The following is a 23304-nucleotide window of genomic DNA, read 5'->3' as shown; positions in this document are numbered from 1 at the left end:
CGCAGCCATCCGCATCAGCGGATGTCGAAGTCGGTGACGGTGATCCGCGCCGGTTTGGTGGCATATACGCCGTGGCCGCGCAGCAGGTCGGAACCGAGCACGAAGCCGACCTTCGCCGTGTCGCGCTTGGCTGCTTCGAACAGTCCGGGCGCATCGGCCGGATTGCGGTAGCGCACCGAGATCCACTCCGGATCGTCGAGCGAGATCCGGATCTCATGTTTGCCCGGCGACAAAGTCTTTACCTTCGCCTTGGGGGCATACCAGCGATAGAACTCGTACCGTCCCTTCGCTGTCCAGTTGTCGCCGCGACGCTGGAAAAACAACGAGATTGCGCCCTTCTTGCCAGGCTCTTCCTGAGGAACGAACCGGGTGCCTGGCTCGGCATCGATGCGATAGCGCATCACGATCTCGCGCTTGCCCTCGAGCGAACCAGGACTGAAGGTCACGTAATGCACATGGCTGCGCAGCGTCGTCGGAAAGTCGATCGCGAAGCCGTCTCGGGTGTATTCGGGCCGCGGAGACATGCCGACCGAATAATTCTTGCCCTTGATCCATGGGCCGATCGTCCAGTCGCGTTCCCCTGCGCCAACCATCGCCAGCGCGGTGCCGGACATTGCGAGCGCGGCGGCTCCGATCATTCCTGTTAATTTATTCATGTAATTACATTAACAGGAGGGCGCTTGCTCGGTCCTGAACAAGCGCCCTCCTCGATCATCAATCGCCCAGCTGGGTCGGATAGGGCGGCGTCCAGTTGGGATCGCGCGCCGGGTTCCGCTCCAGCTCGCCTTCGATATATTCGATCGCGGCGTCGAGCTGCGTGTCGCGGCCCTGGTCGAGCGCCAGTTGGTCGAGCTCGACCCGCATGTCGGGGGCAGTGCCCTCGTTCTCGATGCTCCAGGTTCCGTCGGGCTCGAAGAAGCGGAAGAACGGTACGGTCAGGAACCCGCCGTCGATCAGGCCCGGATTGGCGCTGATCCCGATCAACCCGCCCCAAGTGCGCGTACCGATCAGCGGACCGAGGCCCGAGGCGCGGAAGGCATAGGGCATGAAATCCCCGCCCGAGCCGGCATCCTGGTCGATCAGCATCGTCTTCGGCCCCCAGATGCCGGAATTGGGCGTCGACCATGCAAGGCCTTCGCGATCCTTCCACCCGGCGAGGTATTCGCGGCGCAGGACGTCGATAACGTAGTTCGCGCCCTGTCCGCCGCCGTTCGAACGCTCGTCGAGGATCAGCGCCTGCTTGTCGGTCTGCGCGAAATACATGCGGTTGAAGAACGTGTATCCGGCATCCGCGGTATTGGGCATGTAGACATAGGCCACGCGCCCGTCGGTCTTCTCGTCGACATAGCGGCGATTGTCCTCGACCCAGCTCCACAGGCGCAGCGCGCTTTCATTGCCGACCGGCTCGACCACCGAGGTCCTCCTAGCGCCTGACGGTGTGCTAGCGACGGTGAGCGCAATCTGCGTCCCGGCCGAGCCCGAAAGCGCCTCGAAGATGTTGTCCGACGGGGTCACTTCGCGGCCATTGACGGCAAGGATGTAGTCCCCTTCCTTCACATCGACACCCGGAGCGGCGAGCGGCGCGGCGAGGAACGGGTTCCACTTTTCGCCATCGTAGATCTTGGTGATGCGGTAGCGTCCGTTCTCGAGCCGGATATCGGCGCCCAGCAGGCCCGGGCTCGACGATCCGCCGGTATAGACGTCACCGCCGCCGACGCGATTGTGGCCGACCTGCATTTCGCCGATCATCTCGACCATGAGTTCGTTCAGGTCCTCGCGCCGTCCGACATAGGGAAGCAGCGGTTCGTAGCGGCGTTTGACGGCAGCCCAGTCGAGGCCATGCATGTTCGGATCGTAGAAGTAGGCTTTCTCCATCCGCCACACATCGTTGAAGATCTGCCGCCATTCCTCGACCGGATCGACCAGCAGTTTCAGGCCGGAAAGGTCGACCGGCTCGGGCTTGAGTTGCGCTCCGGCCTTGGCCGTCATCAACTGGCCGCCGGGCTTCGAAAGGAGCAGGGTTTCGCCGGCCGCATCGATCTGCATCCCGGTGATACCGCTCATCACGGTGCTTGCCTCGCGCTCGTCGAACGCGAAGCGGTAGAGCTGCGATCCGGCCTGCGGCGTCGCTCCCGGCACATCGTTGCGGTCGCCCGCCTGTTCGAGCGCGATGTAATAGAGACTGCCATCCTTGGCGGTGGCGAGACTGGTGTAGAACTGCTCGGCCACCGGCAGCGAGATCATCCGCCGCCGCAGGTTCTGCGGCGCGACGACGACATCCGTCTCGTCCTTGTCCTTGCTCTCGCTCTCGCCCTCTTCATTGGCCAGCACCGGCGCGAGCGGGTTTTCGCCGTCGGCTTCGAGCACGACGGCGTAGATGCCGGCGCGGTAGGGCTTTTCCTGGGTCGTCATGTCGAACCCGCCGGCCAGCGGCCCGGCATTGGTCGAGGCGGTGAAGAACAGCAGCTTCCCGTCTTTCGAGAAAGCGGGCGAGCCGACATCGGCGAATTCACCGGTCACCGGGTACGTCTGCCGCGTGGTCAGATCGTAGAGCTGCAGCGCGGCGTTGGAGACCTCTCCGCGCGTGGTGAACGCCAGCCAGCGCCCTTCCGGATGCAGAGTGGCGGAAAAATTGCCGTTGCGGCGTTCGGTGGTGGCAACGGTCCAGCTTGTCCCGGTCGCCACGTCGAGCGCTGAAAGCGCGAGCTTGTTGTTCGAATAGATCAGGTACTTTCCGTCGCCACCCCAGTCGATCAGGTCGTAGAAATCCGGGCCGAGCGCGATCCGGCGCGGCGATTTGATCCCGCTCTGGTCTTCGATGACGAGAACCTGCCCGTCGCCATCGTCGGTGATGTAGGCAAGCTGGGTGCCGTCATGCGACCAGATGCCGCCGTAATTGCGCTCCGACGGGCTGGCCGAGATGTTGCGCGTGCTGCCCTTGTCGGTCGGCACGGTGAAAACCTCGCCCCGCGCGGTGACCGCAACCCGCTTGGCCGTGGGCGAAATCGCAACGCTTTCGATATTGCCCGCGACATTCTTCCATTCTGCCTGACGCTGGGGAAGGTCGGGATTGAGCGCGATCGGCAGGGTGCGCACCGCGCCGTTCGCGAGCGTGAATTCCTTCAGCTCGCCGCCGGCTTCGTAGACGATCCGGCCGTTCTTGCCGCTGGCATTGCGGACGTCCCACTGCGGCTCGTCGGTAACCTTGGACACCGCGCCGTCCGCCGGGTTCCAGCGATAGACGTTGAACACCTTGTCGGCGTCGCGGTCGGACAGGAAATAGAGCTGGCCGTCCATCCAGAAAGGATCGAAATCGGTCGAGCCTTCGCCCGAAATCTCGCGCAGGGTGCGCGCATCGGGATCGATGACTTCGATCGAAGGCTGGGTGCCGCCGCGATAGCCGCGCCAGCCGGCAGTTCCGCCCCACAAGCCGTTATAGCCCGATATGCCCGGCACGTTGGCGAACTGCTCGCCATCCTCCGACCAGGTGCCGCCGACGCTGCGCATCTCGGACTGCTTCTGCGGAAAGCCGCCCGCCACTGGCACGGTATAGATCGCGCCTGCGCGCCCGCTGCGGGTCTCGCGGCTGGAGGAGAACACCACCGAGCGCCCGTCGGGCGTGAAATCGCTCGCCGTATCGTTGCTCGGATGCCAGGTCAGCCGCTTGGGCGTGCCCCCGCTCGCGGGTACGACGAAGACGTCGTAATTGCCGTCGTAATTGGCTGAGAAGGCGATCATCGACCCGTCGGGCGAGAACACCGGATCGCGCTCGTCCGCTTCGTGGCTGGTAAGACGTCGCGGGTTGGATCCGTCAGGGTTGGCGACCCAGATATCACCCGCATAGGCGAAGGCGATCTGGTTCTCGGACACCGCGGGATCGCGCAACAGTTTGGTTTGCGCCGCCGCCGGGGTCACCGCCACGCTTGAGGCCAGCAGCCCCGCAATCAGCCATTTCTTCACTTGGGAATCTCCTCGTCAGATGCGCCGGAGGGTGCCGCGAAGGCGAGGAATTGCAAAGCCCGATCCGCCCAAGCGCCAACGCCGCTCCGCGAAAGACGAGCGCGTTGCCGAGACTTCTTCGGGTAATTGCCAGGGGGCCTGTAAGCCGGGTTCTGTCCCGCGCGCGGTATGCCAAAGGCACCGGCCGCGCGGGGGCAGCCATTCATCTAGGCGACGGATTGCTCCGCCGCTCGAGCAGCCAACCCGGGCACCTCGGGTCGAAACGCCCCTACCTTTCGGCGCGGTGCCCCTATTCGGCCTTGCTCCAGGTGGGGTTTACCTTGCGAGACCTGTTACCAGGCCCCCGGTGCGCTCTTACCGCACCCTTTCAGCCTTGCCTGTGCCCGTTGGGCCATCGGCGGTTTGCTCTCTGTGGCACTGTCCCTAAGATTGCTCTCGGCGGGCGTTACCCGCCACCCTTGTTTCACGGAGCCCGGACTTTCCTCGGTGCAAAAAGCAACGCGGCTGCCCGGCCCCCTGGCGAAGGTGCAGATAGGGGGGATTGGTGATTTCGCCAAGGGCGAGGCGGAAGCTTGGCCTAGCGACTTTCTCGCGTGCCGACTGTTGCGGCGAAAGCGCCGCGCTCTTACCCGGCTACGGCCTATTCCCATCGCTAAGGGTCGACCATGCTGTCTCTGTCTCGCATCCCCCTCTTTGTAAGCCTCGTCGCGGCCAGCCCCGCCGTCGCGGCGCAAGACGCGAATGGATCGGAGACGTTTGCCCCCTGCGCCGATGCTGGCACGCACGCATCACTCGCTGGAACACAGTGCGCTCGGATCGAGGCGCCGCTCGATCATGATGCCGCTGGCGGAGAGACAATCGAGCTTTTCGTCCGCCGCTTTCCCGCCGAAGGTGCCGCCAAGGGCGAGCTGTGGCTGGTCGCGGGCGGTCCGGGCGAATCGGGGGCTTCGTTCTATCCTTTCATCGACACGTTGCGCGGCGGCGCACCGGGCTACGACCTCGTCATCCCCGATCATCGCGGCACAGGCTTTTCGACCCGGCTGTGCCCGATAGAAGAGAGCCCCGAGAGCGCCGGTGGCACGGCGATCGAGGGTGCCGAATGGGGCACATGCTTCCGCGCGCTCAATGCTGTGCCCGATCGCACCCGCGCTTTCTCGATCACCAATGCGGCGCATGACCTCACGATGCTGATGGACCGGCTGGACGATGGCCGGCCGCGCTATCTGTATGGCGTATCCTACGGCACCCAATTGGTGCTGCGCACACTGGCTGTCGCCGGAAAGGACGTCGCCGACGGTGTTATTCTCGATTCGCTGGTCCCGCCCGAAGCCACCGAGGAGTTCGATCTCAGCCGTCGTTCGGCGGTGGTCGATATGGTCGGCCGACAGGTTCTGGCCGAATGCGATGCGCTGGCCGATTGCAGCCGGTACTTTGCCGGCCCGGCGGCCGATACGCTGAGCCAGGTTCTGGCCGATCCCGATCTCGCAGAGCCGCTCGGGCCGAAGCCGAAATACACGCTCGGCGCATTCCTCGACCTCCCTGAAACACGCGCCATGCTTCCCTATGTGATCGCAGGCCTGAAGGCTGGCGATGCGCGCTGGCTCGAACACGCAGAAGCGCGCCTTGCCGAACTGAGCGGGATCTTTGCACCGTATCCCCAGGCAGCCTCCTCAATTCCGCTGGTGAGCGTGATCAGCCGGTCGGAAAACAATCCGCGACCCGAGCTGACCGCAGAGACGATTGCAGAAGAAGAAGCGGGTCTGCTGTTCGCCAGCCCGCTACCCTCGCTGCTGCTGATGGGCGGCATTCCGGCCTATGAGAAGGATGATCTGTTCGCCGCGCCGCCGAAGGCGCTGCCGCCGACGCTCGTAATGCATGGCACGCTCGATCCCAAGACAACGCTGGCTGGTGCGAAGCAGCATGTGGCGATGTTCGAGGCAGCCGGTGACGTCGAATTGATCGAAATCGACCGCGCGCCGCATTTCATTTTGATGGTAGCGCCAGATGAATTTGCAGCGCGGCTGAACAGCTTCATCGAAGCGACATCGACCGACTAGCTCCTTCATAAAACACGGGTTCCGGCAACGTCCCGATGCGTATGGCATCGGGACGCTTGCGCGTGCGCCTTGGCAAGAGCGGGTTGTTTCACAAAACCGCCTCAGAAGTGTCACGGAGGTTTCAAGCTACGCCGTCAGGGCCCCGCGCATTGCAACCCACCGAAAGAGTTTTGCCATGCGCTCGATACTCCGCCTCGCCGTCCTCGGCTCAGTTTCTCTGCTTCCCTTCCACGCGGCATACGCCCAGTCGGCCGTCGAACCGGAGGATGGCGATGCGGATGACGTCCGCAGCGAAAACGTGGTCATCGTCACCGCGCAGAAGATCGAGCAGAATGCGCTCGATGTTCCGATCACGATCTCGGCCGTTACTGGCGAAGATATCGAGCGTTTGGGCGTCAGCGATCTCGACGAGCTTTCGAACTACGTGCCCGGCCTCAATATCCAGGAGCAGAGCGCCAACAATCCCGGCATCGTGATCCGCGGCATCACCTCGGATTCTGGTTCCTCGCAGCAGGGGCCGCGCGTCACGCTCTATTACAACGGCATCGACATTTCGCGGTCGCGCGGATCATATCAGGCGATCTACGATCTGGAGCGCGTCGAAGTCATCAAGGGCCCGCAGGCGACCCTGTTCGGGACTGCCTCGGCCGTCGGCGCGATCAGCCTCGTCTCGGCCAAGCCTCGCGAAGGGTTCTCGGCGGCGCTCACCGGCGGCTATGGCAATTACGACCAGACGCTGCTGTCGGGCTACGTCAACGCCGGGTCCGATATGGTTGCTGGCCGTATCGCCTTCGAATGGCGCACGCGGGACGGCTATGTGAAAAACCTTGCCGCATCGCAGGAAGAAGATCTCTACGCGCAAGACCAATTCGGCGCGCGCGCCTCGCTGCGCTTCACCCCGACGCCCGATATCACCGTGGACCTGGTCGGAACGTACGACCAGCAGCGCAATGGCGGGACGCCGTTCATCTCCGGCACGTTCCCCGCCTATGCCGATGCTCCCGGCGGCGCGGAAAACGCGTTCGGCGACGCCAATCTGGGTGGTTCGCCCTTTTCTGCCGAAGCGCTCGGCGACGACCAGCTTGGGCTCAACCGCGAAGTCTACGATGCAAACCTGACCGCGGAATGGGCCTTCGCGCCCGATTGGACCTTCACCACCGTTAACGGTTACCGCAAGTTCGACAGCGCCGAGGTGTTCGACGCCGACGGAACGGCCGCGCCGTTCCTCGAATTCGCCGAGATCACCGAAGGCGACCAGTTCAGCCATGAAGGACGTTTTACCTATGTCAGCGACCGCCTGCGCGGCTCGTTCGGCTGGAATGTCTTCACCGAAGACGGTCTGCAGAATGTCCCGTTCTCGACCGAAGAAGGCACGTTCCTCCAGTGCCTGACCACCGTGTTCGGCGCACCGGCGGTGCCGGACGTTCCCTGTGTCGCGCCCGACGGGTCATCGCCTGCTACCCAGCTGACCTCGCTCCTCAGCGGGGGTACGGTCAGTGCTATACCCTATGCCTCGGTGTTCGAGAATCAGGGTCAGAACGACAGCTATTCGGTATTCGCCGTCGTCACCTTCATTCCCACCGACAAGCTCGAGCTGACGGCCGGCTTGCGCTATCTGAGGGAAGACCGCTGGTCGGCCTTCCGGGCCGACGTTCCGGTGCCGGTGGTGCCGAGCCTGCTGCCCGCAGCGCTGAGGGACCAGCTGTTCGCGGCCCTGCCCAGCCTGCAGGTTTCGCTGATCCCTGGTCAGACCGATACCGGCGGCGAGACGATCAGTGCGCAGGACAGCTTCGATGCATGGCTCCCGCGCTTCAACGCGCTCTACCGCATCACACCCGACGTGAACGTATTCGCGACCATCTCGAAAGGTCGCCGTTCGCCGGTCGTCCAGGTGAATGCCGGCGGCGCGACAGGCATCCCCGAGGAAACCGTCTGGAACTACGAAGGCGGGGTAAAATTCGATACGCCCACCGTGTCCGGCTCGCTGGGCGTCTATTATCAGGTCTACGACAATTTCCAGGTCTCGGTCGAAGACCCCGACAACCTCGGGTCGTTCATCACTGCAAGTGCGGGCGGCGCCAGCAATCTGGGCGTCGAAGCTGAAATCGCGGTGCGTCCCACCGACTGGCTCAGCCTGTTCGGGAATGTCGGCTACATCGATGGTGGGATCGACGAGGACAGCAGCTTCGCCCCGGAATTTTCAGGCGCCCGGTTCCGCCTCCAGCCCGAATGGCAGGCCGCGGCAGGATTTACGGTGGATGCGCCGATCGGGAATGGCGCGCGCGTGTTCGCCACCCCGTCGATCACGCATCGCAGCCGGATCTTCTTCGAAGTGCCGAACGATCCGCTGATCTCGCAGGGGCCGGTGACGCTGATCAACGCTCGTGCAGGCGTCAGCTTTGCCGACGATCGCTTCGAAGTCGCGGCTTTCATCCGCAATGCGACCGACGAGGATTACCTGCTCGATGCGGGCAACACCGGCGGGTCCTTCGGCATCCCCACCTTCATTCCGGGCGAGCCGCAATTCTACGGCATCCAGCTGACCGCGCGGATCGGAGATTGAACGAAAGGTAGGGGGAGCGGGGCCGGTCCGGCCCCCTCCCCTTGCCGCATCTAGCGGGTCTGGCCGCGATCGCGGTCGAGCAAAAGCTGGAACAGGATCGCGCGCACTTCGCCGTCGATCTCGCCATCGATCCGCTCCGGGCGCCAGCGACGCTGGAAGGCTTCGACCGCCTTGTGTCCGCTGGTAATGTCGTAACCGAAGCGCTCGAGCGCGAGATAGAAGCTCGCATCGTTGTCGAACGGATCGCCGCGTTCGAGTTTTTCGGGGCGCGGCAGGCAGAGGCCGTATTCGGCCAGCCGATCCCATGGGAACAGCTCGCCCGGATCGATCTTGCGATCGGGCGCGACGTCCGAATGGCCGACCACATTGGCGCGCGGAATATCGTGCTCTTTCACCATCCGCGCGACCAGCGGCACCAGTGCTTCGAACTGCGCGTCGTTGAACTCTCGATAGCCATGCTTGTGGCCCGGATGATCGAGCTCGATCCCGATCGCTGCCGAATTCACGTCCTTGATCCCGCGCCAATAGGAAACGCCTGCGTGCCAGGCGCGCTTGTCTTCAGGGACCAGCCGGATGACTTCGCCCCCTTCCCCGATCAGGTAATGCGCCGACACCTTGGCTTCGGGATTGCACATCCGCTCGAGCGCGACGTTCTTGTCCGCCATCTCGGTATAGTGGATCACCACCATCGAGATCGGCAGGGTGCGCTCATCGAAATTGGGGGAGAGCGCCTCGCGGTGAACCAGTTCGTCGCGCATCACCCGCTTCAGCCTTCGCGAACCATTGCGCCGAGGATCAGCGCATCGTCCTGCACCTGATACTGGATCTCGCCGCCATGCTGGCTGGCCAGACCGTGCAACATCGCGGCGGGCGCGGTGCGCGGGGAAATTTCCGCTGCATCGAGCTCGCCCTGCAAGGCGCGCCCGATATTCTCGTCGAAAGCGATGCGCGCTCCACTGGCCCGGATCGCGATCTCGGTTATTCCGTCGCTTTCCTCGATCCCGATATCCAGCGTGCCGCCGCGCACCAGGGCGTCGATCGCGATATGCGCGAGGTTGAGCAGGCATTTTACCGCCGGCTTGGTCAGCGTGTCGCTCACGACGCTCCAATTCAGCTCGACCCGACCGTTATCGGCGACCAGCGCCGCAATCAGCGTCTGCGGCTCTTCGGTCGGGATGCGCGAATCGAACCCGCCGGCAGAACCGAAGGCGAGGCGGAAGAATTTGAGCTTGGATGTGCTGATCCGTGCGCTCTGTTCGAGCAGTTCGATGCATCGCGCACGCATGTCAGGATCCTCTTCGCCCGACAGCAATTCGAGCCCGTTGCTGAGGGCACCGACCGGGCTGAGCAGGTCGTGGCACAGGCGCGAGCACATCAGGCTGGCGAGGTCGATCTCGGTATAGTCGGTCATGAAGGGTCCGGTTGGGTGTGCTTTGCCCGCTGCTGTAGCGAGCGGGTAACGTATTGGAAAGGACAAGGGCCCTCCGATCACCATCCGCTCCCAACGGCCTATCCTGCGGGCCGCGACACGCTTGTCGGACGCGCGGCTCTGACCTAGGCCCCGCCCATGTCCCTGCTGACAGGCACCCTCCCCGACAAACCCTCCCGCCTCGACAGGGCGCTGGCCGATGTGTCGGGCCTGTCGCGCGAGCGGATCAAGACGCTGATCGCCGAAGGGCGGGTCCAGATCGCGGGCGCGCTGGCGACGAGTCCATCGGCCAAGACCGGCGCTGGCGCCAGCTATGTCGTCGACGTGCCGCCCGCTGCGCCTGCCGAAGCGGTGCCGCAGGACATCCCGCTCGATATCGTGTTCGAGGACGAGCATCTCGTGGTCGTGAACAAGTCCGCCGGGATGGTGGTCCACCCGGCGGCAGGCAATCCCGATGGCACGCTGGTGAATGCGCTTCTCTATCACTGCGCCCATCATGGCGGGGGGCAATTGTCAGGCATTGGCGGAGTCGCGCGTCCGGGGATCGTCCATCGGATCGACAAAGATACAAGTGGCCTGTTGGTCGTCGCCAAGACTGATGCAGCCCATGAAGGGCTCGCCGCACAGTTTGCCGACCATTCGATCGATCGCGCTTACTGCGCCGTGGTCGCAGGTACGCCCGAGCCTGAGCAAGGGACAATTGCGGCGCGCATCGGGAGATCGGATCGCGATCGCAAGAAAATGGCGGTGCTCCCCGACGGCACGACTCGCGGGAAGCATGCGATCACGCACTACGCGGTGCAGGAATGCTACCCCCATGCCTCGCAGATCGAATGCCGCCTCGAAACCGGGCGCACGCATCAGGTGCGCGTTCACTGTGCATCCATCGGCCATGCGCTATTAGGCGACCCGGTCTACGGGCGTGCACCCGCCCCGCTCCGCCCGCTGCTGAACCGATTGGGTTTCGCGCGGCAGGCGCTGCATGCTGCCGAACTCGGTTTTCTCCATCCGGTCACCGGCGAGCGGGTGCTTTTTCGGGCCGAAACGCCACCTGATATGCGGGAACTTATCGACGAACTCGCCCGTTTTAATCGATGAAACCAATGGCGCAAATCGTCCGATTTGGTCTATAGAGGAAAGTGCTGCGACCGCGGAGGATCGGATGCCCATCAGGGGTCCGGCGGAGTCGGTCGGCAAGTGAAAGGTTTAGGGAATAACGTGGCCAACAAAACGAAAGGTATGAGCGTTCCTGCGTTGAACGGGGAACAGAGCCTCAACCGCTATCTCACCGAAATCAAGAAATACCCCGTGCTGACGCAGGAGCAGGAATACATGCTCGCCAAGCGTTACGAAGAGCATGAGGATACCGAGGCGGCTGCCCAGCTGGTTACCTCGCACCTTCGGCTCGTCGCCAAGATCGCGATGGGTTACCGCGGCTACGGCCTGCCGGTTTCGGACCTGATCTCCGAAGGCAATGTGGGCCTGATGCAGGGCGTCAAGAAATTCGAAGCCGATCGCGGCTTCCGCCTGGCTACCTATGCAATGTGGTGGATCAAGGCCTCGATCCAGGAATTCATCCTGCGCAGCTGGTCGCTCGTGAAGATGGGCACGACCGCCGCGCAGAAGAAGCTGTTCTTCAACCTGCGCCGCATGAAGAAGAACCTCGACGCCTATGAAGACGGCGATTTGCACCCCGACGACGTGACCAAGATCGCCACCGATCTCGGCGTGCCGGAGCAGGAAGTCATCAACATGAACCGCCGCATGATGCGCGGTGGCGACGGCTCGCTCAACGTGCCGATGCGCAATGGCGAGGAAGGCTCGGGCGAGTGGCAGGACTGGCTGACCGACGATCGTCCGCTGCAGGATGAAACGGTCGCCAATGCCGAAGAACTCGATGTTCGCCGCGAAATGATGGCCGAGGCGATGGAATCGCTCAACGAGCGTGAGCAGCATATCCTCACCGAACGCCGCCTGACGGAAAGTCCGCAGACGCTGGAAGAACTGTCCAAGGTCTACGATGTCAGCCGCGAGCGCATTCGCCAGATCGAGGTCCGCGCATTCGAAAAACTGCAGAAAGCGATGAAGAATATCGCGGACAACCGCTTCACCGCGCTTCCGGCTGCCTGATCTACCGGATGATCGACCTATGAAAAAAGGGGCGCATCCTTCGCGGGATACGCCCCTTTTCTATTCTCCGAACCTGCCGCAGGATGATCGGCGTCAGAAACGCTGCGTCATTTCGAGCGCCTCGTCGAAGCGGCCCTCGGCCTCCGCATTGCGCAGGAACAGCACGTTTTCCGTGAGAACCTCTGCCGGCGTGTCTTCGACCGAGAAGCCATCCATCGTTTCCGTGATGAAGGCATCCAGCGGCATGTAGCCTTCGCGTGTCGACTGGCCGGGTGTCAGCTCGGTCTGCACGGCTGGGGGCGCCACCTCGATGACTTCGACCACACCTTTCAGCTTCGCACGCAGCGACACGGTGTAGCTGTGCAATGCGGCCTTGGTCGCCGAATAGGTCGCGGTCTTCGGCATGGGCACGAATGCCAGCCCCGAGGACACGTTGACGATCGCCGCGTCCGCCTGCGTCTTGAGATGTTCGATCAGCGCGTCGGTAAGGCGGATGGGACCAAGAAGGTTGATCGCGATCGTTGCTTCCGCATCGGCCAGGTCGCGCTTCCCGCCTACATCCTCGAACCGCATGATCCCAGCATTGTTCACCAGCACGTTAAGGCTGGGGAACCTGGCGAGCACATTGGATACGAAGCGCCCGATGTCCTGCCCGTCTGCCACGTCCAGCGCGATGGCATGAATGTTGTCCCGCCCGCTCGCCGTTTCCTCGAGCGAGGAGAGCGTACGCCCCGCAACGATGACCGTGTTGCCGCGATCGTGCCACTGGTGCGCAAGTTCGCGCCCGATGCCGCTGCCCCCGCCGGTGATGAGGATGGTATTGCCACTGGTCTTCATGTCTTCTCTCCAAATTTCTCTGTGGACATGAAACCGGATTAGATATTCACTCTCGATTGGAAAGTAGGCACCTTGAAGTGAGGTACTTACCGGAGAGTAAGATATGACGAATTCCGCCACCACGAGCTATCACGACGACCCGAAAATCAACGAACTGGTCGACGAGACCATCGGCCGCGTGGCCGACAAATGGACTCTGCTGGTGATCGAAGCACTGGAAGAGACGGGTGCGATGCGTTTCAGCGCGGTGGGCCGGGCACTGCCGGGGATCAGTCAGAAGATGCTGACCCAGACCCTGCGCCAGATGGAGCGCGAAGGCCTGGTCTCGCGCACGGTTTTTCCCGAAGTCCCGCCCCGCGTCGAATATGCGCTCACCGATCTCGGCCATGAATTGGCAGAGGCATTTTGCGGCGTCTGGCATTGGGCGGAAAAGAACATCGCCCGGATCGAGCGGGCGCGCGCCCACTATGATCGGCGGAACGAACGCTCCTGACTGTCGTCACCCATTCCATAGTTTAGGTAACCACCCGTGTTTCGTATCGCAAAATTCCTCGCCTGGCTGATCCTCGGTTTCGTCGGGCTGAGCCTCGCCCTCGTCCTACTCTTCGCGGTTGTGCCCCCGCCCTACACGGCGACGATGGCCATGGACGACAACGGCGCGACCAAGGACTGGACGCCGCTTTCGCGCATCGACCGCAACATGGTCGATGCAGTGATCGCTGCTGAGGATGGCAAGTTCTGCGCGCATGACGGTTTCGACCGCGAAGCGATCGAGAAAGCCTATCGCCAGAACCAGCAGGGTCGGCGTATCCGCGGTGGCTCCACCATCAGCCAACAGACGGCCAAGAATGTCTTCCTGTGGCAAGGTGGCGGCTACGTGCGCAAAGGGCTCGAAGCCTGGTTCACGCTGCTGATCGAGAAGATCTGGGGCAAGCGGCGGATTATGGAAGTCTATCTCAACGTCGCCGAGACAGGCATCGGAACCTACGGCGCCGAAGCCGGAGCGCAGCGCTATTTCGGCAAGTCCGCCGCCCGACTCTCCCCAAGCGAAGCGGCGCGAATGGCCGCCGCCTTGCCGCAGCCCAAGAAGCGCTCTGTCAAGAACCCGGGCGGCTGGCTACGCCGTCACGGCAACACCGTTGCTGCGCGCATCGGCGTCGTCCGCCGCGACGCGCTCGACGCCTGCATCTACGACTGAACCGACAACGGACAAGACAAAGGGCGCGAGGGATACTCTCCCCCGCGCCCTTCGTTTGTGCCTGTCCTAGGTTTTAGAAGCCGAGGAGCAGCGAGACGCTCGCTGCACGCGGCGAACCGATCTGGGCAAATCCGACGCCGTCCAGATCGCCACCGAAGCCGCCGACATAGAATTCGTCGAGCAGGTTGGTGATGTTGAACTGGAGAGCAGCTTCACGACCGGCGAGATAGTCGCCGAGACGGACGCGGACGTCGATATCGACCAGCGTATAGCCATCGACCGACAGTTCATTGACGTCGTTCACCCAGCGCTTGCCGGTATGCTTTGCCTGCACGCCGAGCTCGACCGGGCCCAGAGCCACCTGTCCGCGCGCACCGATCGACCAGAGCGGCGTTCCGCTCTCGTTCTTGCCGGCGGTCAGCGCGAACAGATCGTCGCCGACGGCCAAACAGCCGGGCACGGCATTATCGACATTTTCCTGATCGCACAGTCCGATCAGCACGTTGTCCTTGATTTCCGATTCGTTGATCGAACCGAACACGTAGAGCAGCGTGTTGCTGGTCGGCGCGAACGAGATCGACCCGTCGATGCCGTACTTGTCGACCTGTCCGAGGTTCCGAGAAATGGACTGCTCGAGTACGGGGTCGTAGGCCACGGCACGACGGTTGCTGTACTTGGTGTACCAACCGGCGACCTGAGCCTGGAGGCGGCCCGACTGGAACCGCAGGCCAAGGTCGAAGCTGTCGGTGGTTTCCGAATTCGGCTGGAAGTCGTCGGACTTGTTCGAGAAGAACAGCGAGTCGTAGAGTTCGTCCGTACCCGGAACCGAGAGGCCCTTGGCATAGTTGCCGAACACCGAAACATCGCCCCAGTTATAGACCAAACCGACGTTGGGAAGCAGTTTGTCGTATTTGTAATCGACCTCGATCGGCGGTGCGTAGTTCGGGTTTGCAGCTTCATAGTTGGCGTCGGTTCCACCGATACAATCGACGAAGCCCGAGGCCGACGTGGTATAGCAACGCTGATCGAGCTTGCGGGTGAAGAACGGTGCACGCACGCCTAGCACGGCGGTCAGATCGCCGAAGCTGCCGCGATATTCGCCCGAAACCTGGTTCAGGATCGCATAGGACTGTCGATCACGCTTGTTCAGCGTGAAGCCCTGCGAAGTTTCCAGCGGGTCGTTGATCGGAAAAACATCGATCGGCTCGCCGTTGGGACGCAGGAAGCCGGTCTGGCCCGTCTGACGGTGGTTCGCATTGTCGTGGGTATAGCTGATGCGAACGCGATGATCGCCGTTGATCTCGTAAGCGAGGTTGGCGATTACGCCGTAACGACGGGTACGCGTCTGGCTCGGATCGGTCCCGGCAATGCGGTCAAGCAGGTCGCCGTCGCCGTTGAGATCGCGACCGTAATAATAGCCACCACTCAGGAAGCCCGTATATTGCTGGCCGTTGATCGTGAAGAAGCCTTCGCGAAGGTCTTCTACGCCGCCGCCATTAGCCTTGACGTACTGGAAGCTAGGATCGACGGTGAGCACGAGGCCATCGGCCAGCGTGAACAGCGACGAACCACGAATATTGCCGGTGTTCGACGGGTTGTAGCGACGATCGAATTCCGAGCCGCAGTCACCACTCGAGCTCGAGTCCGAATAGCGCTCGGACACGCCGTTGACGCCGCCACCGTTGGCCAGCGTACCCTCAGGCAGGGCACATGGATAATCGACATCGTAAAAACGGTAGCTTTTATCGCCCTCGTCAATCGCCTCTTGGATCAGGTTGATGTTTTTCGATCCGAAGAAGTTGTTGCGGTTCTCGTTGTAGTGCGCCGAGATCGCTATGAAGTCACCATTGCTGCCGATATCCTGCCAGATACTGGCATTATACTGCTGCTTTTCGACGCTGCTGTAGTTGTTGAGCGGGCTGTTGTAGCCGGTGTAGCTCGCCGAGAAGAACGCCTTGGTGCCCATTCCGGTGATGTCGCCGGTATCGACCATGGCAAAGCCGCGCATGTAAAGACGATTAACGCCGGTGTCGTCACCTTCGGCGAAGATGTCGCCGGCGGTCATGGTGGCGGTAACCAGGAATTCGTCGGCCGGTTCGCGGGTGCGAATGTTGATCGTGCCGCCGACGGCCGAAGCAGTCGGGCTATCGACGTCGGTAACGCCGAGGTTGACGGTGACCCGCTCGAGGATTTCGGGATCGACCTGCTGGTTGGTGTACAGCGAATAGTTGCCCGAATCGTTCAGCGGCAGGCCGTCGAGGGTCTGCGAGATGCGGGTGTCGTCGAAGCCGCGGATCGTGAACGAGCCGCCCGAGGAGCCCCACGGGTCGTTGTTCTGGAAGCTGACGCCGGGGACCAGGTTGACGATATCGTTCACGGTCTGGCCAGGGCGCTGACGACGGATGATTTCCTCACCAAGAGCCTGCTTCGCCTTGGGCGAGTCGGGAAGTTCGACGCCGCCGATGTCGCGATTGACGCTGCCGGTAATGATGACGACGTTTTCGTCGTCGAATTCTTCCGAGCCGGTCGACTGCGCGAACGCGGTCCCCGGGACGGCAAGCGCAATCACGGCGCTGCTGAGGTAGAATAGATTTTTCATCCGAGAAGATCCCTACGGTTGGTATTGGTTCGAGTACAAATCTCTGGGTCGAACTGGCTGGAACCCCGTTCCCCCCGGCCTGTCCGCCAGGCCGACTTAGCCGCAAACACCACTGTTGCGTGACCGTTTTGTGACGTCCAATCGCATGCTCGGAGCGTTCCGCGCCGCGTGAGAAATTTCGTTTCGCCCGCCGATTTCAAATACATCATTTGTTTCATTTCGCGGCAATCTCATGTTCAAATCTCGCAATGGAGTTGGATCGCCAAACTAGGTTTTTCGCAGGTGCGGCATTTCCGCCACATGGATTTCGCGCTGCGAACCGAATGCCCTGCGCCGATCCGGATATATTGCCGCGAATCGCCGTGAATATCCGGGGTGTCTGCGGATCACCGATCGACGCCGATCCACCGGCACCTGAAGCACAAAAACAAAGCCCCGCCGGGCTTGCGTCGGGCGGGGCCTGCTTCGGTCGTCGGAAAAGCGCCGCTAGGCGGCTTCTTCCTTGCCCTTCATCACCTTGACCGGATCCTTGCGTCCTTCGACCACATCACGGTCGATCACCACCTCGCCGACATCGTTGTCGCTCGGCAGGTCGAACATGGTGTCGAGCAGGATTGCCTCGACGATCGAACGCAGGCCGCGCGCACCGGTTTTGCGCTCGATGGCCTTCTCGGCGATCGCTTCGAGCGCGTCGTCGGTGAAGGTCAACTCGGCATCTTCGAGTTCGAAAAGCTTCGCATACTGCTTCACCAGCGCGTTTTTCGGTTCCTTTAGGATCGTCACCAGCGCATCGGCATCGAGATCGTGGAGCGTCGCGATAACGGGCAAGCGGCCGACGAATTCGGGGATCAGACCGAACTTGAGGAGATCCTCCGGCTCGGTCTTGCCCAGCAATTCACCGATGCGGCGCTTGTCCGGATCGGCGACATGCGCGCCGAAACCGATCGAACGCTTCTGCAGACGGTCCGAAATGATCTTGTCGAGACCGGCAAAGGCGCCACCGCAGATGAACAGGATGTTGGTCGTGTCGACCTGCAGGAATTCCTGCTGCGGATGCTTGCGCCCACCCTGCGGAGGCACCGAAGCAGTGGTGCCCTCCATCAGCTTGAGCAACGCCTGCTGTACGCCCTCGCCCGACACGTCGCGGGTGATCGAGGGGTTCTCGGCCTTGCGCGTGATCTTGTCGATCTCGTCGATATAGACGATCCCGTGCTGGGCCTTTTCGACATTGTAGTCGGATGCCTGAAGAAGCTTGAGAATGATGTTCTCGACATCCTCGCCCACGTAACCGGCTTCGGTAAGCGTGGTGGCGTCGGCCATGGTGAACGGCACGTCGAAGGTGCGCGCCAGCGTCTGCGCGAGCAGCGTCTTGCCGCAGCCGGTCGGGCCGACCAGCAGGATGTTCGACTTGGCGAGTTCGACATCGCCCGCCTTGCCGCCATGCTTCAGCCGCTTGTAGTGATTGTGCACCGCGACCGAGAGCACGCGCTTGGCACGGTCCTGCCCGATCACGTAATCGTTCAGCGTCTCGAAGATCTCGACCGGGGCGGGCACGCCGCCTTCCTTCTTGCCGGTAAGGCCGGCCTTGGTCTCTTCACGGATGATGTCGTTGCACAGCTCGACGCATTCGTCGCAGATGAACACCGTCGGGCCCGCAATGAGCTTTTTCACCTCATGCTGGGATTTCCCGCAAAAGCTGCAGTAGAGTGTCGATTTGCTGTCGGTACCGCTCAATTTGGTCATTTCCTGTCACACCCCTCCGCCACCGGGCGAACGGGGAGAATTAGGGCGTATCGCCCATGTTTTCAACGCTTGTGCCTGACACTAGGCACAAAAGGCTTGCCTTCCGATGAAGCCGGGCAACACTTGCGCAAGGCGCGGCGTGCCCGGTCCGCCAGGCCTGCCGCGTCAATCCTTCTTCGAATCGCCTTCACCCGGTTCGTTTTCGGGGCGGGTTTCGAAGACCTTGTCGACGATGCCGAATTTCATCGCTTCCTCGGCTTCGAGGAAGGTGTCGCGATCCATCGCCTTCTCGATGTCCTTGAGGCTCTGCCCGGTATATTTGACGTAAAGATCGTTCATCCGCTTGCGGATGCGAAGGATCTCGCGCGCCTGGATTTCGATGTCCGATGCCATGCCACGGGCGCCGCCCGACGGCTGGTGCACCATGATCCGCGCGTTCGGGAGCGCGATGCGCATGCCGGGCTCGCCGGCCGCCAGCAGGAAGCTGCCCATCGACGCCGCCTGGCCGACGCAGACGGTAGAAACACGAGGTTTGATGTACTGCATGGTGTCGTGGATGCCCATCCCGGCCGTCACCACCCCGCCGGGCGAGTTGATGTACATGCTGATCGGCTTGGAAGGGTTCTCGCTTTCTAGGAACAGCAGCTGCGCAATGATCAGCGAAGCCATGCCGTCCTCTACCTGGCCGGTTACGAAAACGATGCGTTCGCGCAGCAGGCGCGAGAAAATGTCGAAGCTGCGTTCGCCGCGGCTGGTCTGTTCGACCACCATCGGCACCAGCGCGCCGGTGAGCGGATCGCGGGTGAACTGTCCCTGCGTGCCATGGGTTTCGCCGAGGGCGCCGGAAAGATCGATCATGATGGGGAATTGTCCTCTCGTCTGGATACGACAGCTATTTCGGGACTTGCCCCCGGAAGTTCAAGAGCGTTTACCCTGCTTGACGTGCCGGGCGCTTGGTAAGACGATGTTCCGATGCGCAAAAGCGTTCTAAGCCTGACAGTTGCCGCCCTCACCCTGCCCCTCGCTGCCCATGCGCAGGACCGGGCCGTTCCTGAAACGCGGATCGACCGCGTGCCGGCCGAAGAGGTCGGGATCGAAGTCGAGCCGTTGCAACCCGGCACTCCCGTTTGGGCGGGCCAAGCGGGACGCAATATCGCCGCCATCGAACGATACGACGATGCCGGACCGATGTTGAATGCGGTGATCGTTTACGACCCCGACGCGGCCACCAAGGCTGCTCCACTGTCAGATAACGGCTCGCTGCTCGCCGGTCGTACGGTGCTGGTGAAGGACAATATTGAGACGCGTGAGTGGCCGACAACGGCTGGCAGCTTCGCGCTGGCAAACAACCGGACCGAACGCGACGCTCCGCTAATTGCCAATCTGGGCGAGCATGGCGGAGTGATCCTCGGCAAGACCAATCTTTCCGAATGGGCCAATATCCGATCGAGCAATTCCACCAGCGGATGGAGCGCGATCGGCGGGCTCGTCCGCAATCCGTTCGCGGTCGATCGCAATGCCTGCTGATCGTCCTCCGGAAGCGGCGCAGCTGTTGCGGCGGGTTTCGCCTGAGGCGCCATTGGAACCGAGACGAACGGCTCGATCACCTGCCCGGCCAGCGTCAACGGCGTGGTCGGCTTCAAGCCAAGCGTCGGGCTGGTGAGCCGGACGCATGTCGTCCCGATTTCGAGCACGCAGGACACGGCCGGGCCGAAGACACGGCGCGTGTGGGATGCCGCCCTCCTGCTCGGCACAATGGCGGGGGAGGAGGATGCCGATCCCGTCACACTCGACGTGCCGAACCGGATCGCAAATTACACCGCTGGTCTGGCCGATTATTCACTCGCGGGCGTCCGGATCGGTGTGATGCGCAACCAGATCGGTGACCGCGACGACGTGCGCGCGGTGTTCGAAAATGCGCTGGCCGATCTCGAACGCGCGGGCGCGGTGCTGGTCGATATCGAGTTCGAGCCGAACGGCGAAATCTATCGCGACAGCTTCACCGTGCTGATGTTCGAACTGCGCGAGGAGATGGGCAAATATCTGGGCTCGTAAGAATGGCGGTGACAGCGAGGAAGGCCGCCTCATCGAACACAATGCGCAGCTGGTGAAAGGCCACTTCAAACGGGTCGCACAGTATATCGAGAGCAATTACGAGCGGCTCGGGCGACAGGATCGACTGGCGCTAAACGAGTTTCTCGAACTGTCCGGTGGCCCCGAAATGATCAGCTCGGGCGAAAAGATCGCGCTGGAACGGATTTCGGCTCGCAGCGTCGGCACAAGCGTGCTCAACTGGATTTCAGAGTATCTCACCGAGATCAAGAAACTGATCGGCTGGATTCTCGGTCTTTTCAACGGCGGTACGCCGCCCAATTGGTGGACCAAACTTGAACAGCTGATCGACGAAATCTGGCGGATGTTGATCAAGCTTCTGGGGGCAATCTTCGGCTTCGATACCTCCCAACTCGCGCGCGAAATGTCCCAGTCCGAAGTCAATTATCTCAACGAGCAGGCCGCTGTGGCGCGCCTTCAGGCCGAATATGACCGCATGAGCCGTTCCGACGACGATTGAGCCCGCCGCGTCTGACGCAGCACGGCATAAGAAAAGGGGCGGTGCATCGCTGCACCGCCCCTTTCACGTTCGCGCAAGCGGCCGGCTTACTTTTTCTTGGCCGGGGCCTTCTTGGCGGCAGACTTCTGGGCGGGCGCCTTCTTATCGTCGGCCTTTTTGTCGTCGGCTTTCTTTGCAGCAGCCTTCTTGGGCGCCGCCTTCTTTGCCGCTGGCTTCTTGGCCGGAGCCTTTTTCTCGTCCTTCTTGCCGTCGTCCTTTTTGGCAGCGGCTTTCTTGGCCGGAGCCTTCTTCGCGGCAGCCTTCTTCTTCGGCGCCTTCTTGGCCTTGGCAGCGTCGGCTTCCTCATCCGCTTCGATCGCGGCTTCGATTTCTTCGCGAGTGACTTCCTTCTCGGTCACGTCGGCCTTGTCGAACAGGAAGTCGACGACCTTGTCTTCATAGAGCGGGGCGCGCAGCTGGGCGGCGGCCATCGGTTCGCTCTGGACATATTCGACGAAGCGCTGGCGATCTTCCTCGCGATATTGCTGGGCAGCCTGCTGGACCAGCATCTGCATTTCCTGGTTGGTCACTTCGACGCCGTTGGCCTGACCGATTTCGGACAGCAGCAGGCCAAGACGCACGCGACGCTCGGCGATGTTGCGATAGTCATCCTTCTCGGCTTCGACTTCCTTCATTGCGGCTTCGGGATCTTCTTCCTTCTGCGCTTCCTGCTGCAGCTGGGCCCAGATTTGGTCGAATTCCGCATCGACCATGCCCTGCGGCACGTCGAAATCGTGATCGCCGGCCAGTTTGTCGAGTAGGCCGCGCTTCATCGCAGTGCGGGTAAGCCCGGCATTCTGCTGTTCGAGCTGGCCCTTGATCAGGTCTTTCAGCTGCTGGAGGCTTTCCAGACCCATCGACTTGGCAAAGTCATCGTCGAGATCGCCTTCGTCCTCGACCTTCACGCCCTGCACGGTGACGGCAAATTCGGCGTCCTTACCGGCCAGGTGATCGGCCTGGTAATCCTCGGGGAAGGTGACCTTGACGGTCTTCTCGTCGCCAGCCTTCACACCGGTCAGCTGTTCTTCGAAGCCGGGGATGAAAGTGCCAGAACCGATCACGAGCGGGGCGCCTTCGGCGGCGCCACCTTCGAATTCCTCACCGTCGATCGAGCCGACGAAATCGATCACGACCTGGTCGCCATCCTTGGCCTTGCGGCTCTTGGGCGCGTCCTTGTAGCGCTTCTGGCCCGAGGCGATCCGCTCGAGCTCTTCGCTAACTTCCTCGTCGCTCACCGGAACGACCAGCTTGTCGAGCTTGAGACCGTCGACCTTGGGAGCTTCGATTTCGGGAAGCACTTCGACTTCGACCGTCAGTTCGGCATCCTTGCCCTGCTCGTAGCTCTGGTCGAAGTCGACCTTGGGCTGCATTGCCGGGCGCAGCTGCTTGCCCTGCATCAATTCGTCGATCGCTTCCTTGACCGCCTTGTTCAGCGCATCGCCGTGGATCGCTTCACCGTGCATCTTGCGCACGAGGTTGGCGGGCACCTTGCCCGGACGGAAGCCGGGCATCCGCACCTGCGGAGCGATCGATTTCACTTCCGCCGCGATACGCGCTTCGATCGCATCGGCGGGAATGGTGATTGCGTAGGCGCGCTTGAGGCCTTCATTGGTCGTTTCGACGATCTGCATCGGGTAACTGCCTTCAATCTTCAAAATAGTCGCGAAATGCGGGTGATCTTCATCGGTCGTGCGCAGCGAGGCGCATCAAGGACCGGGCGGGACTGGTGCGGGCGAAGGGACTCGAACCCCCACATCTTTCGATACTGGTACCTAAAACCAGCGCGTCTACCAGTTCCGCCACGCCCGCTTGAACAGACCGAGCCGGATATAAGGCGCGCGCCCTAAACGGTAGCGCGCAAAAGGGCAAGCGCAGAGCGCCGCGGGCGAGGGGATTGGGAACGAGCGCCTCACACCAACCGTTTTAGAGATGATAGCGAAGGAGCATCGACAATGGCCAGCGTACCCCCCGATTCGGTCCCGCCCGAAACCCCTGCCCAGCCCGATCGGGCCCCGGCGGAAACCCCGCCGCTCGAAACCCCGAACGAAGAGCCCGAACGCATCCCGCACGAAATCGAGCCTCCGCAGCCCGATACCGACAACCCGGACTTCACGGGGCCGGAGATCCTGCCGCCGGACTGATGCCGATGCGCGGTCGCGGGCAAGCGACCGCGCATC

Annotated in this window: 17 protein-coding genes, 1 tRNA gene, 1 other RNA gene and 1 pseudogene; 9 read left to right on the top strand and 11 right to left on the bottom strand. The window is 62.2% G+C overall.

Annotated elements, in window-relative coordinates:
* Positions 1-14 precede the first annotated feature (14 nt).
* The 3 genes from GRI68_RS01010 to rnpB all read right to left on the bottom strand — a co-directional run bounded on the left by GRI68_RS01010 (position 15) and on the right by rnpB (position 4480).
* Positions 15-638 (bottom strand): hypothetical protein, encoded by a 624-nt coding sequence (locus GRI68_RS01010; protein ID WP_160615289.1) that lies wholly within the window; start codon positions 636-638, stop codon positions 15-17.
* Positions 639-714: 76 nt separating this feature from the next.
* A complete protein-coding gene (locus GRI68_RS13935) occupies positions 715-3960 on the bottom strand; it encodes a S41 family peptidase (RefSeq protein WP_160615288.1) in 3246 nt (1081 codons plus the stop codon).
* Positions 3961-4085: 125 nt separating this feature from the next.
* An RNA gene (gene rnpB, locus GRI68_RS01000) (RNase P RNA component class A) lies at positions 4086-4480 on the bottom strand.
* Between the two features lie 145 nt (positions 4481-4625).
* Here rnpB and GRI68_RS00995 point away from each other — a divergent pair.
* Positions 4626-6017, top strand: coding sequence for an alpha/beta hydrolase (locus GRI68_RS00995; RefSeq protein ID WP_160615287.1), 1392 nt, complete (start codon positions 4626-4628; stop codon positions 6015-6017).
* Positions 6018-6192: 175 nt separating this feature from the next.
* On the top strand, positions 6193-8580 hold the full coding sequence (locus GRI68_RS00990; RefSeq protein WP_160615286.1) for a TonB-dependent receptor: 2388 nt from the start codon (positions 6193-6195) through the stop codon (positions 8578-8580).
* Positions 8581-8630: 50 nt separating this feature from the next.
* On the opposite strand, the gene GRI68_RS00985 is transcribed toward GRI68_RS00990, so the two are convergent.
* Positions 8631-9338 carry an N-acetylmuramoyl-L-alanine amidase gene (locus GRI68_RS00985; protein WP_160615285.1) on the bottom strand — a complete coding sequence of 236 codons (708 nt, stop codon included), beginning with the start codon at positions 9336-9338 and terminating at the stop codon, positions 8631-8633.
* Positions 9339-9346: 8 nt separating this feature from the next.
* Positions 9347-9991: a histidine phosphotransferase family protein gene (locus GRI68_RS00980; RefSeq protein ID WP_160615284.1), complete on the bottom strand. Its 645-nt coding sequence runs from the start codon at positions 9989-9991 to the stop codon at positions 9347-9349.
* Positions 9992-10147: 156 nt separating this feature from the next.
* Here GRI68_RS00980 and GRI68_RS00975 point away from each other — a divergent pair, with 156 nt between their 5' ends.
* Together GRI68_RS00975 and rpoH are read left to right on the top strand one after the other, a co-directional pair.
* A complete protein-coding gene (locus tag GRI68_RS00975; protein WP_160615283.1) occupies positions 10148-11107 on the top strand; it encodes an RluA family pseudouridine synthase in 960 nt (319 codons plus the stop codon).
* 141 nt (positions 11108-11248) lie between these two features.
* The gene (rpoH, locus tag GRI68_RS00970; RefSeq protein ID WP_160615282.1) at positions 11249-12139 is read left to right on the top strand and encodes an RNA polymerase sigma factor RpoH; all 891 of its coding nucleotides are present in this window, start codon (positions 11249-11251) and stop codon (positions 12137-12139) included.
* Between the two features lie 93 nt (positions 12140-12232).
* On the opposite strand, the gene GRI68_RS00965 is transcribed toward rpoH, so the two are convergent.
* Positions 12233-12976 carry an SDR family oxidoreductase gene (locus GRI68_RS00965; RefSeq protein WP_160615281.1) on the bottom strand — a complete coding sequence of 248 codons (744 nt, stop codon included), beginning with the start codon at positions 12974-12976 and terminating at the stop codon, positions 12233-12235.
* 103 nt (positions 12977-13079) lie between these two features.
* Here GRI68_RS00965 and GRI68_RS00960 point away from each other — a divergent pair, with 103 nt between their 5' ends.
* Both GRI68_RS00960 and mtgA read left to right on the top strand, forming a co-directional pair.
* Positions 13080-13469 (top strand): winged helix-turn-helix transcriptional regulator, encoded by a 390-nt coding sequence (locus tag GRI68_RS00960; RefSeq protein WP_160615280.1) that lies wholly within the window; start codon positions 13080-13082, stop codon positions 13467-13469.
* 36 nt (positions 13470-13505) lie between these two features.
* A complete protein-coding gene (gene mtgA, locus GRI68_RS00955) occupies positions 13506-14174 on the top strand; it encodes a monofunctional biosynthetic peptidoglycan transglycosylase (protein ID WP_160615279.1) in 669 nt (222 codons plus the stop codon).
* Between the two features lie 73 nt (positions 14175-14247).
* Here the strand turns inward: mtgA and GRI68_RS00950 are convergent, their stop codons facing one another.
* The 3 genes from GRI68_RS00950 to GRI68_RS00940 all read right to left on the bottom strand — a co-directional run bounded on the left by GRI68_RS00950 (position 14248) and on the right by GRI68_RS00940 (position 19374).
* Entirely contained in the window at positions 14248-16773 is a 2526-nt protein-coding gene (locus GRI68_RS00950; RefSeq protein WP_160615278.1) for a TonB-dependent receptor, read from the bottom strand.
* Between the two features lie 486 nt (positions 16774-17259).
* Complete coding sequence (gene clpX, locus GRI68_RS00945; protein ID WP_160615277.1) at positions 17260-18516, bottom strand: ATP-dependent Clp protease ATP-binding subunit ClpX; 1257 nt, start codon at positions 18514-18516, stop codon at positions 17260-17262.
* A gap of 165 nt (positions 18517-18681) precedes the next feature.
* Entirely contained in the window at positions 18682-19374 is a 693-nt protein-coding gene (locus GRI68_RS00940) for an ATP-dependent Clp protease proteolytic subunit (protein WP_160615276.1), read from the bottom strand.
* A gap of 114 nt (positions 19375-19488) precedes the next feature.
* Between GRI68_RS00940 and GRI68_RS00935 the strand changes: the two are divergent.
* Positions 19489-20571, top strand: a pseudogene (locus GRI68_RS00935) (amidase family protein).
* A gap of 52 nt (positions 20572-20623) precedes the next feature.
* Positions 20624-21088: a hypothetical protein gene (locus GRI68_RS00930; RefSeq protein ID WP_160615275.1), complete on the top strand. Its 465-nt coding sequence runs from the start codon at positions 20624-20626 to the stop codon at positions 21086-21088.
* A gap of 86 nt (positions 21089-21174) precedes the next feature.
* On the opposite strand, the gene tig is transcribed toward GRI68_RS00930, so the two are convergent.
* Positions 21175-22758, bottom strand: coding sequence for a trigger factor (gene tig / locus GRI68_RS00925; protein ID WP_160615274.1), 1584 nt, complete (start codon positions 22756-22758; stop codon positions 21175-21177).
* Between the two features lie 93 nt (positions 22759-22851).
* Positions 22852-22936 (bottom strand) — tRNA-Leu (locus GRI68_RS00920).
* A gap of 143 nt (positions 22937-23079) precedes the next feature.
* On the opposite strand from GRI68_RS00920, the gene GRI68_RS00915 reads away from it, so the two are divergent.
* On the top strand, positions 23080-23268 hold the full coding sequence (locus GRI68_RS00915; protein WP_160615273.1) for a hypothetical protein: 189 nt from the start codon (positions 23080-23082) through the stop codon (positions 23266-23268).
* The last annotated feature ends 36 nt before the right edge of the window (positions 23269-23304 follow it).

The sequence above is a fragment of the Alteriqipengyuania halimionae genome, from assembly GCF_009827575.1.
GTDB classification, from domain to species: domain Bacteria; phylum Pseudomonadota; class Alphaproteobacteria; order Sphingomonadales; family Sphingomonadaceae; genus Alteriqipengyuania_A; species Alteriqipengyuania_A halimionae.
The sequence above is the reverse complement of the archived record's forward strand: the minus strand, read 5'-3'. Positions and strand labels throughout refer to the sequence as shown.

Bases quoted from the DNA above. Each gene is read 5' to 3' on its own strand.
- GRI68_RS00980 (WP_160615284.1), bottom strand. From the start codon at position 9,991: ATGACCGACTATACCGAGATCGACCTCGCCAGCCTGATGTGCTCGCGC.
- rpoH (WP_160615282.1), top strand. From the start codon at position 11,249: ATGAGCGTTCCTGCGTTGAACGGGGAACAGAGCCTCAACCGCTATCTC.
- GRI68_RS01010 (WP_160615289.1), bottom strand. From the start codon at position 638: ATGATCGGAGCCGCCGCGCTCGCAATGTCCGGCACCGCGCTGGCGATG.
- GRI68_RS00960 (WP_160615280.1), top strand. From the start codon at position 13,080: ATGACGAATTCCGCCACCACGAGCTATCACGACGACCCGAAAATCAAC.
- GRI68_RS00950 (WP_160615278.1), bottom strand. From the start codon at position 16,773: ATGAAAAATCTATTCTACCTCAGCAGCGCCGTGATTGCGCTTGCCGTC.
- GRI68_RS00940 (WP_160615276.1), bottom strand. From the start codon at position 19,374: ATGATCGATCTTTCCGGCGCCCTCGGCGAAACCCATGGCACGCAGGGA.
- GRI68_RS00990 (WP_160615286.1), top strand. From the start codon at position 6,193: ATGCGCTCGATACTCCGCCTCGCCGTCCTCGGCTCAGTTTCTCTGCTT.
- GRI68_RS00995 (WP_160615287.1), top strand. From the start codon at position 4,626: ATGCTGTCTCTGTCTCGCATCCCCCTCTTTGTAAGCCTCGTCGCGGCC.
- GRI68_RS00975 (WP_160615283.1), top strand. From the start codon at position 10,148: ATGTCCCTGCTGACAGGCACCCTCCCCGACAAACCCTCCCGCCTCGAC.
- GRI68_RS00985 (WP_160615285.1), bottom strand. From the start codon at position 9,338: ATGCGCGACGAACTGGTTCACCGCGAGGCGCTCTCCCCCAATTTCGAT.
- tig (WP_160615274.1), bottom strand. From the start codon at position 22,758: ATGCAGATCGTCGAAACGACCAATGAAGGCCTCAAGCGCGCCTACGCA.
- GRI68_RS00965 (WP_160615281.1), bottom strand. From the start codon at position 12,976: ATGAAGACCAGTGGCAATACCATCCTCATCACCGGCGGGGGCAGCGGC.
- GRI68_RS00915 (WP_160615273.1), top strand. From the start codon at position 23,080: ATGGCCAGCGTACCCCCCGATTCGGTCCCGCCCGAAACCCCTGCCCAG.
- clpX (WP_160615277.1), bottom strand. From the start codon at position 18,516: ATGACCAAATTGAGCGGTACCGACAGCAAATCGACACTCTACTGCAGC.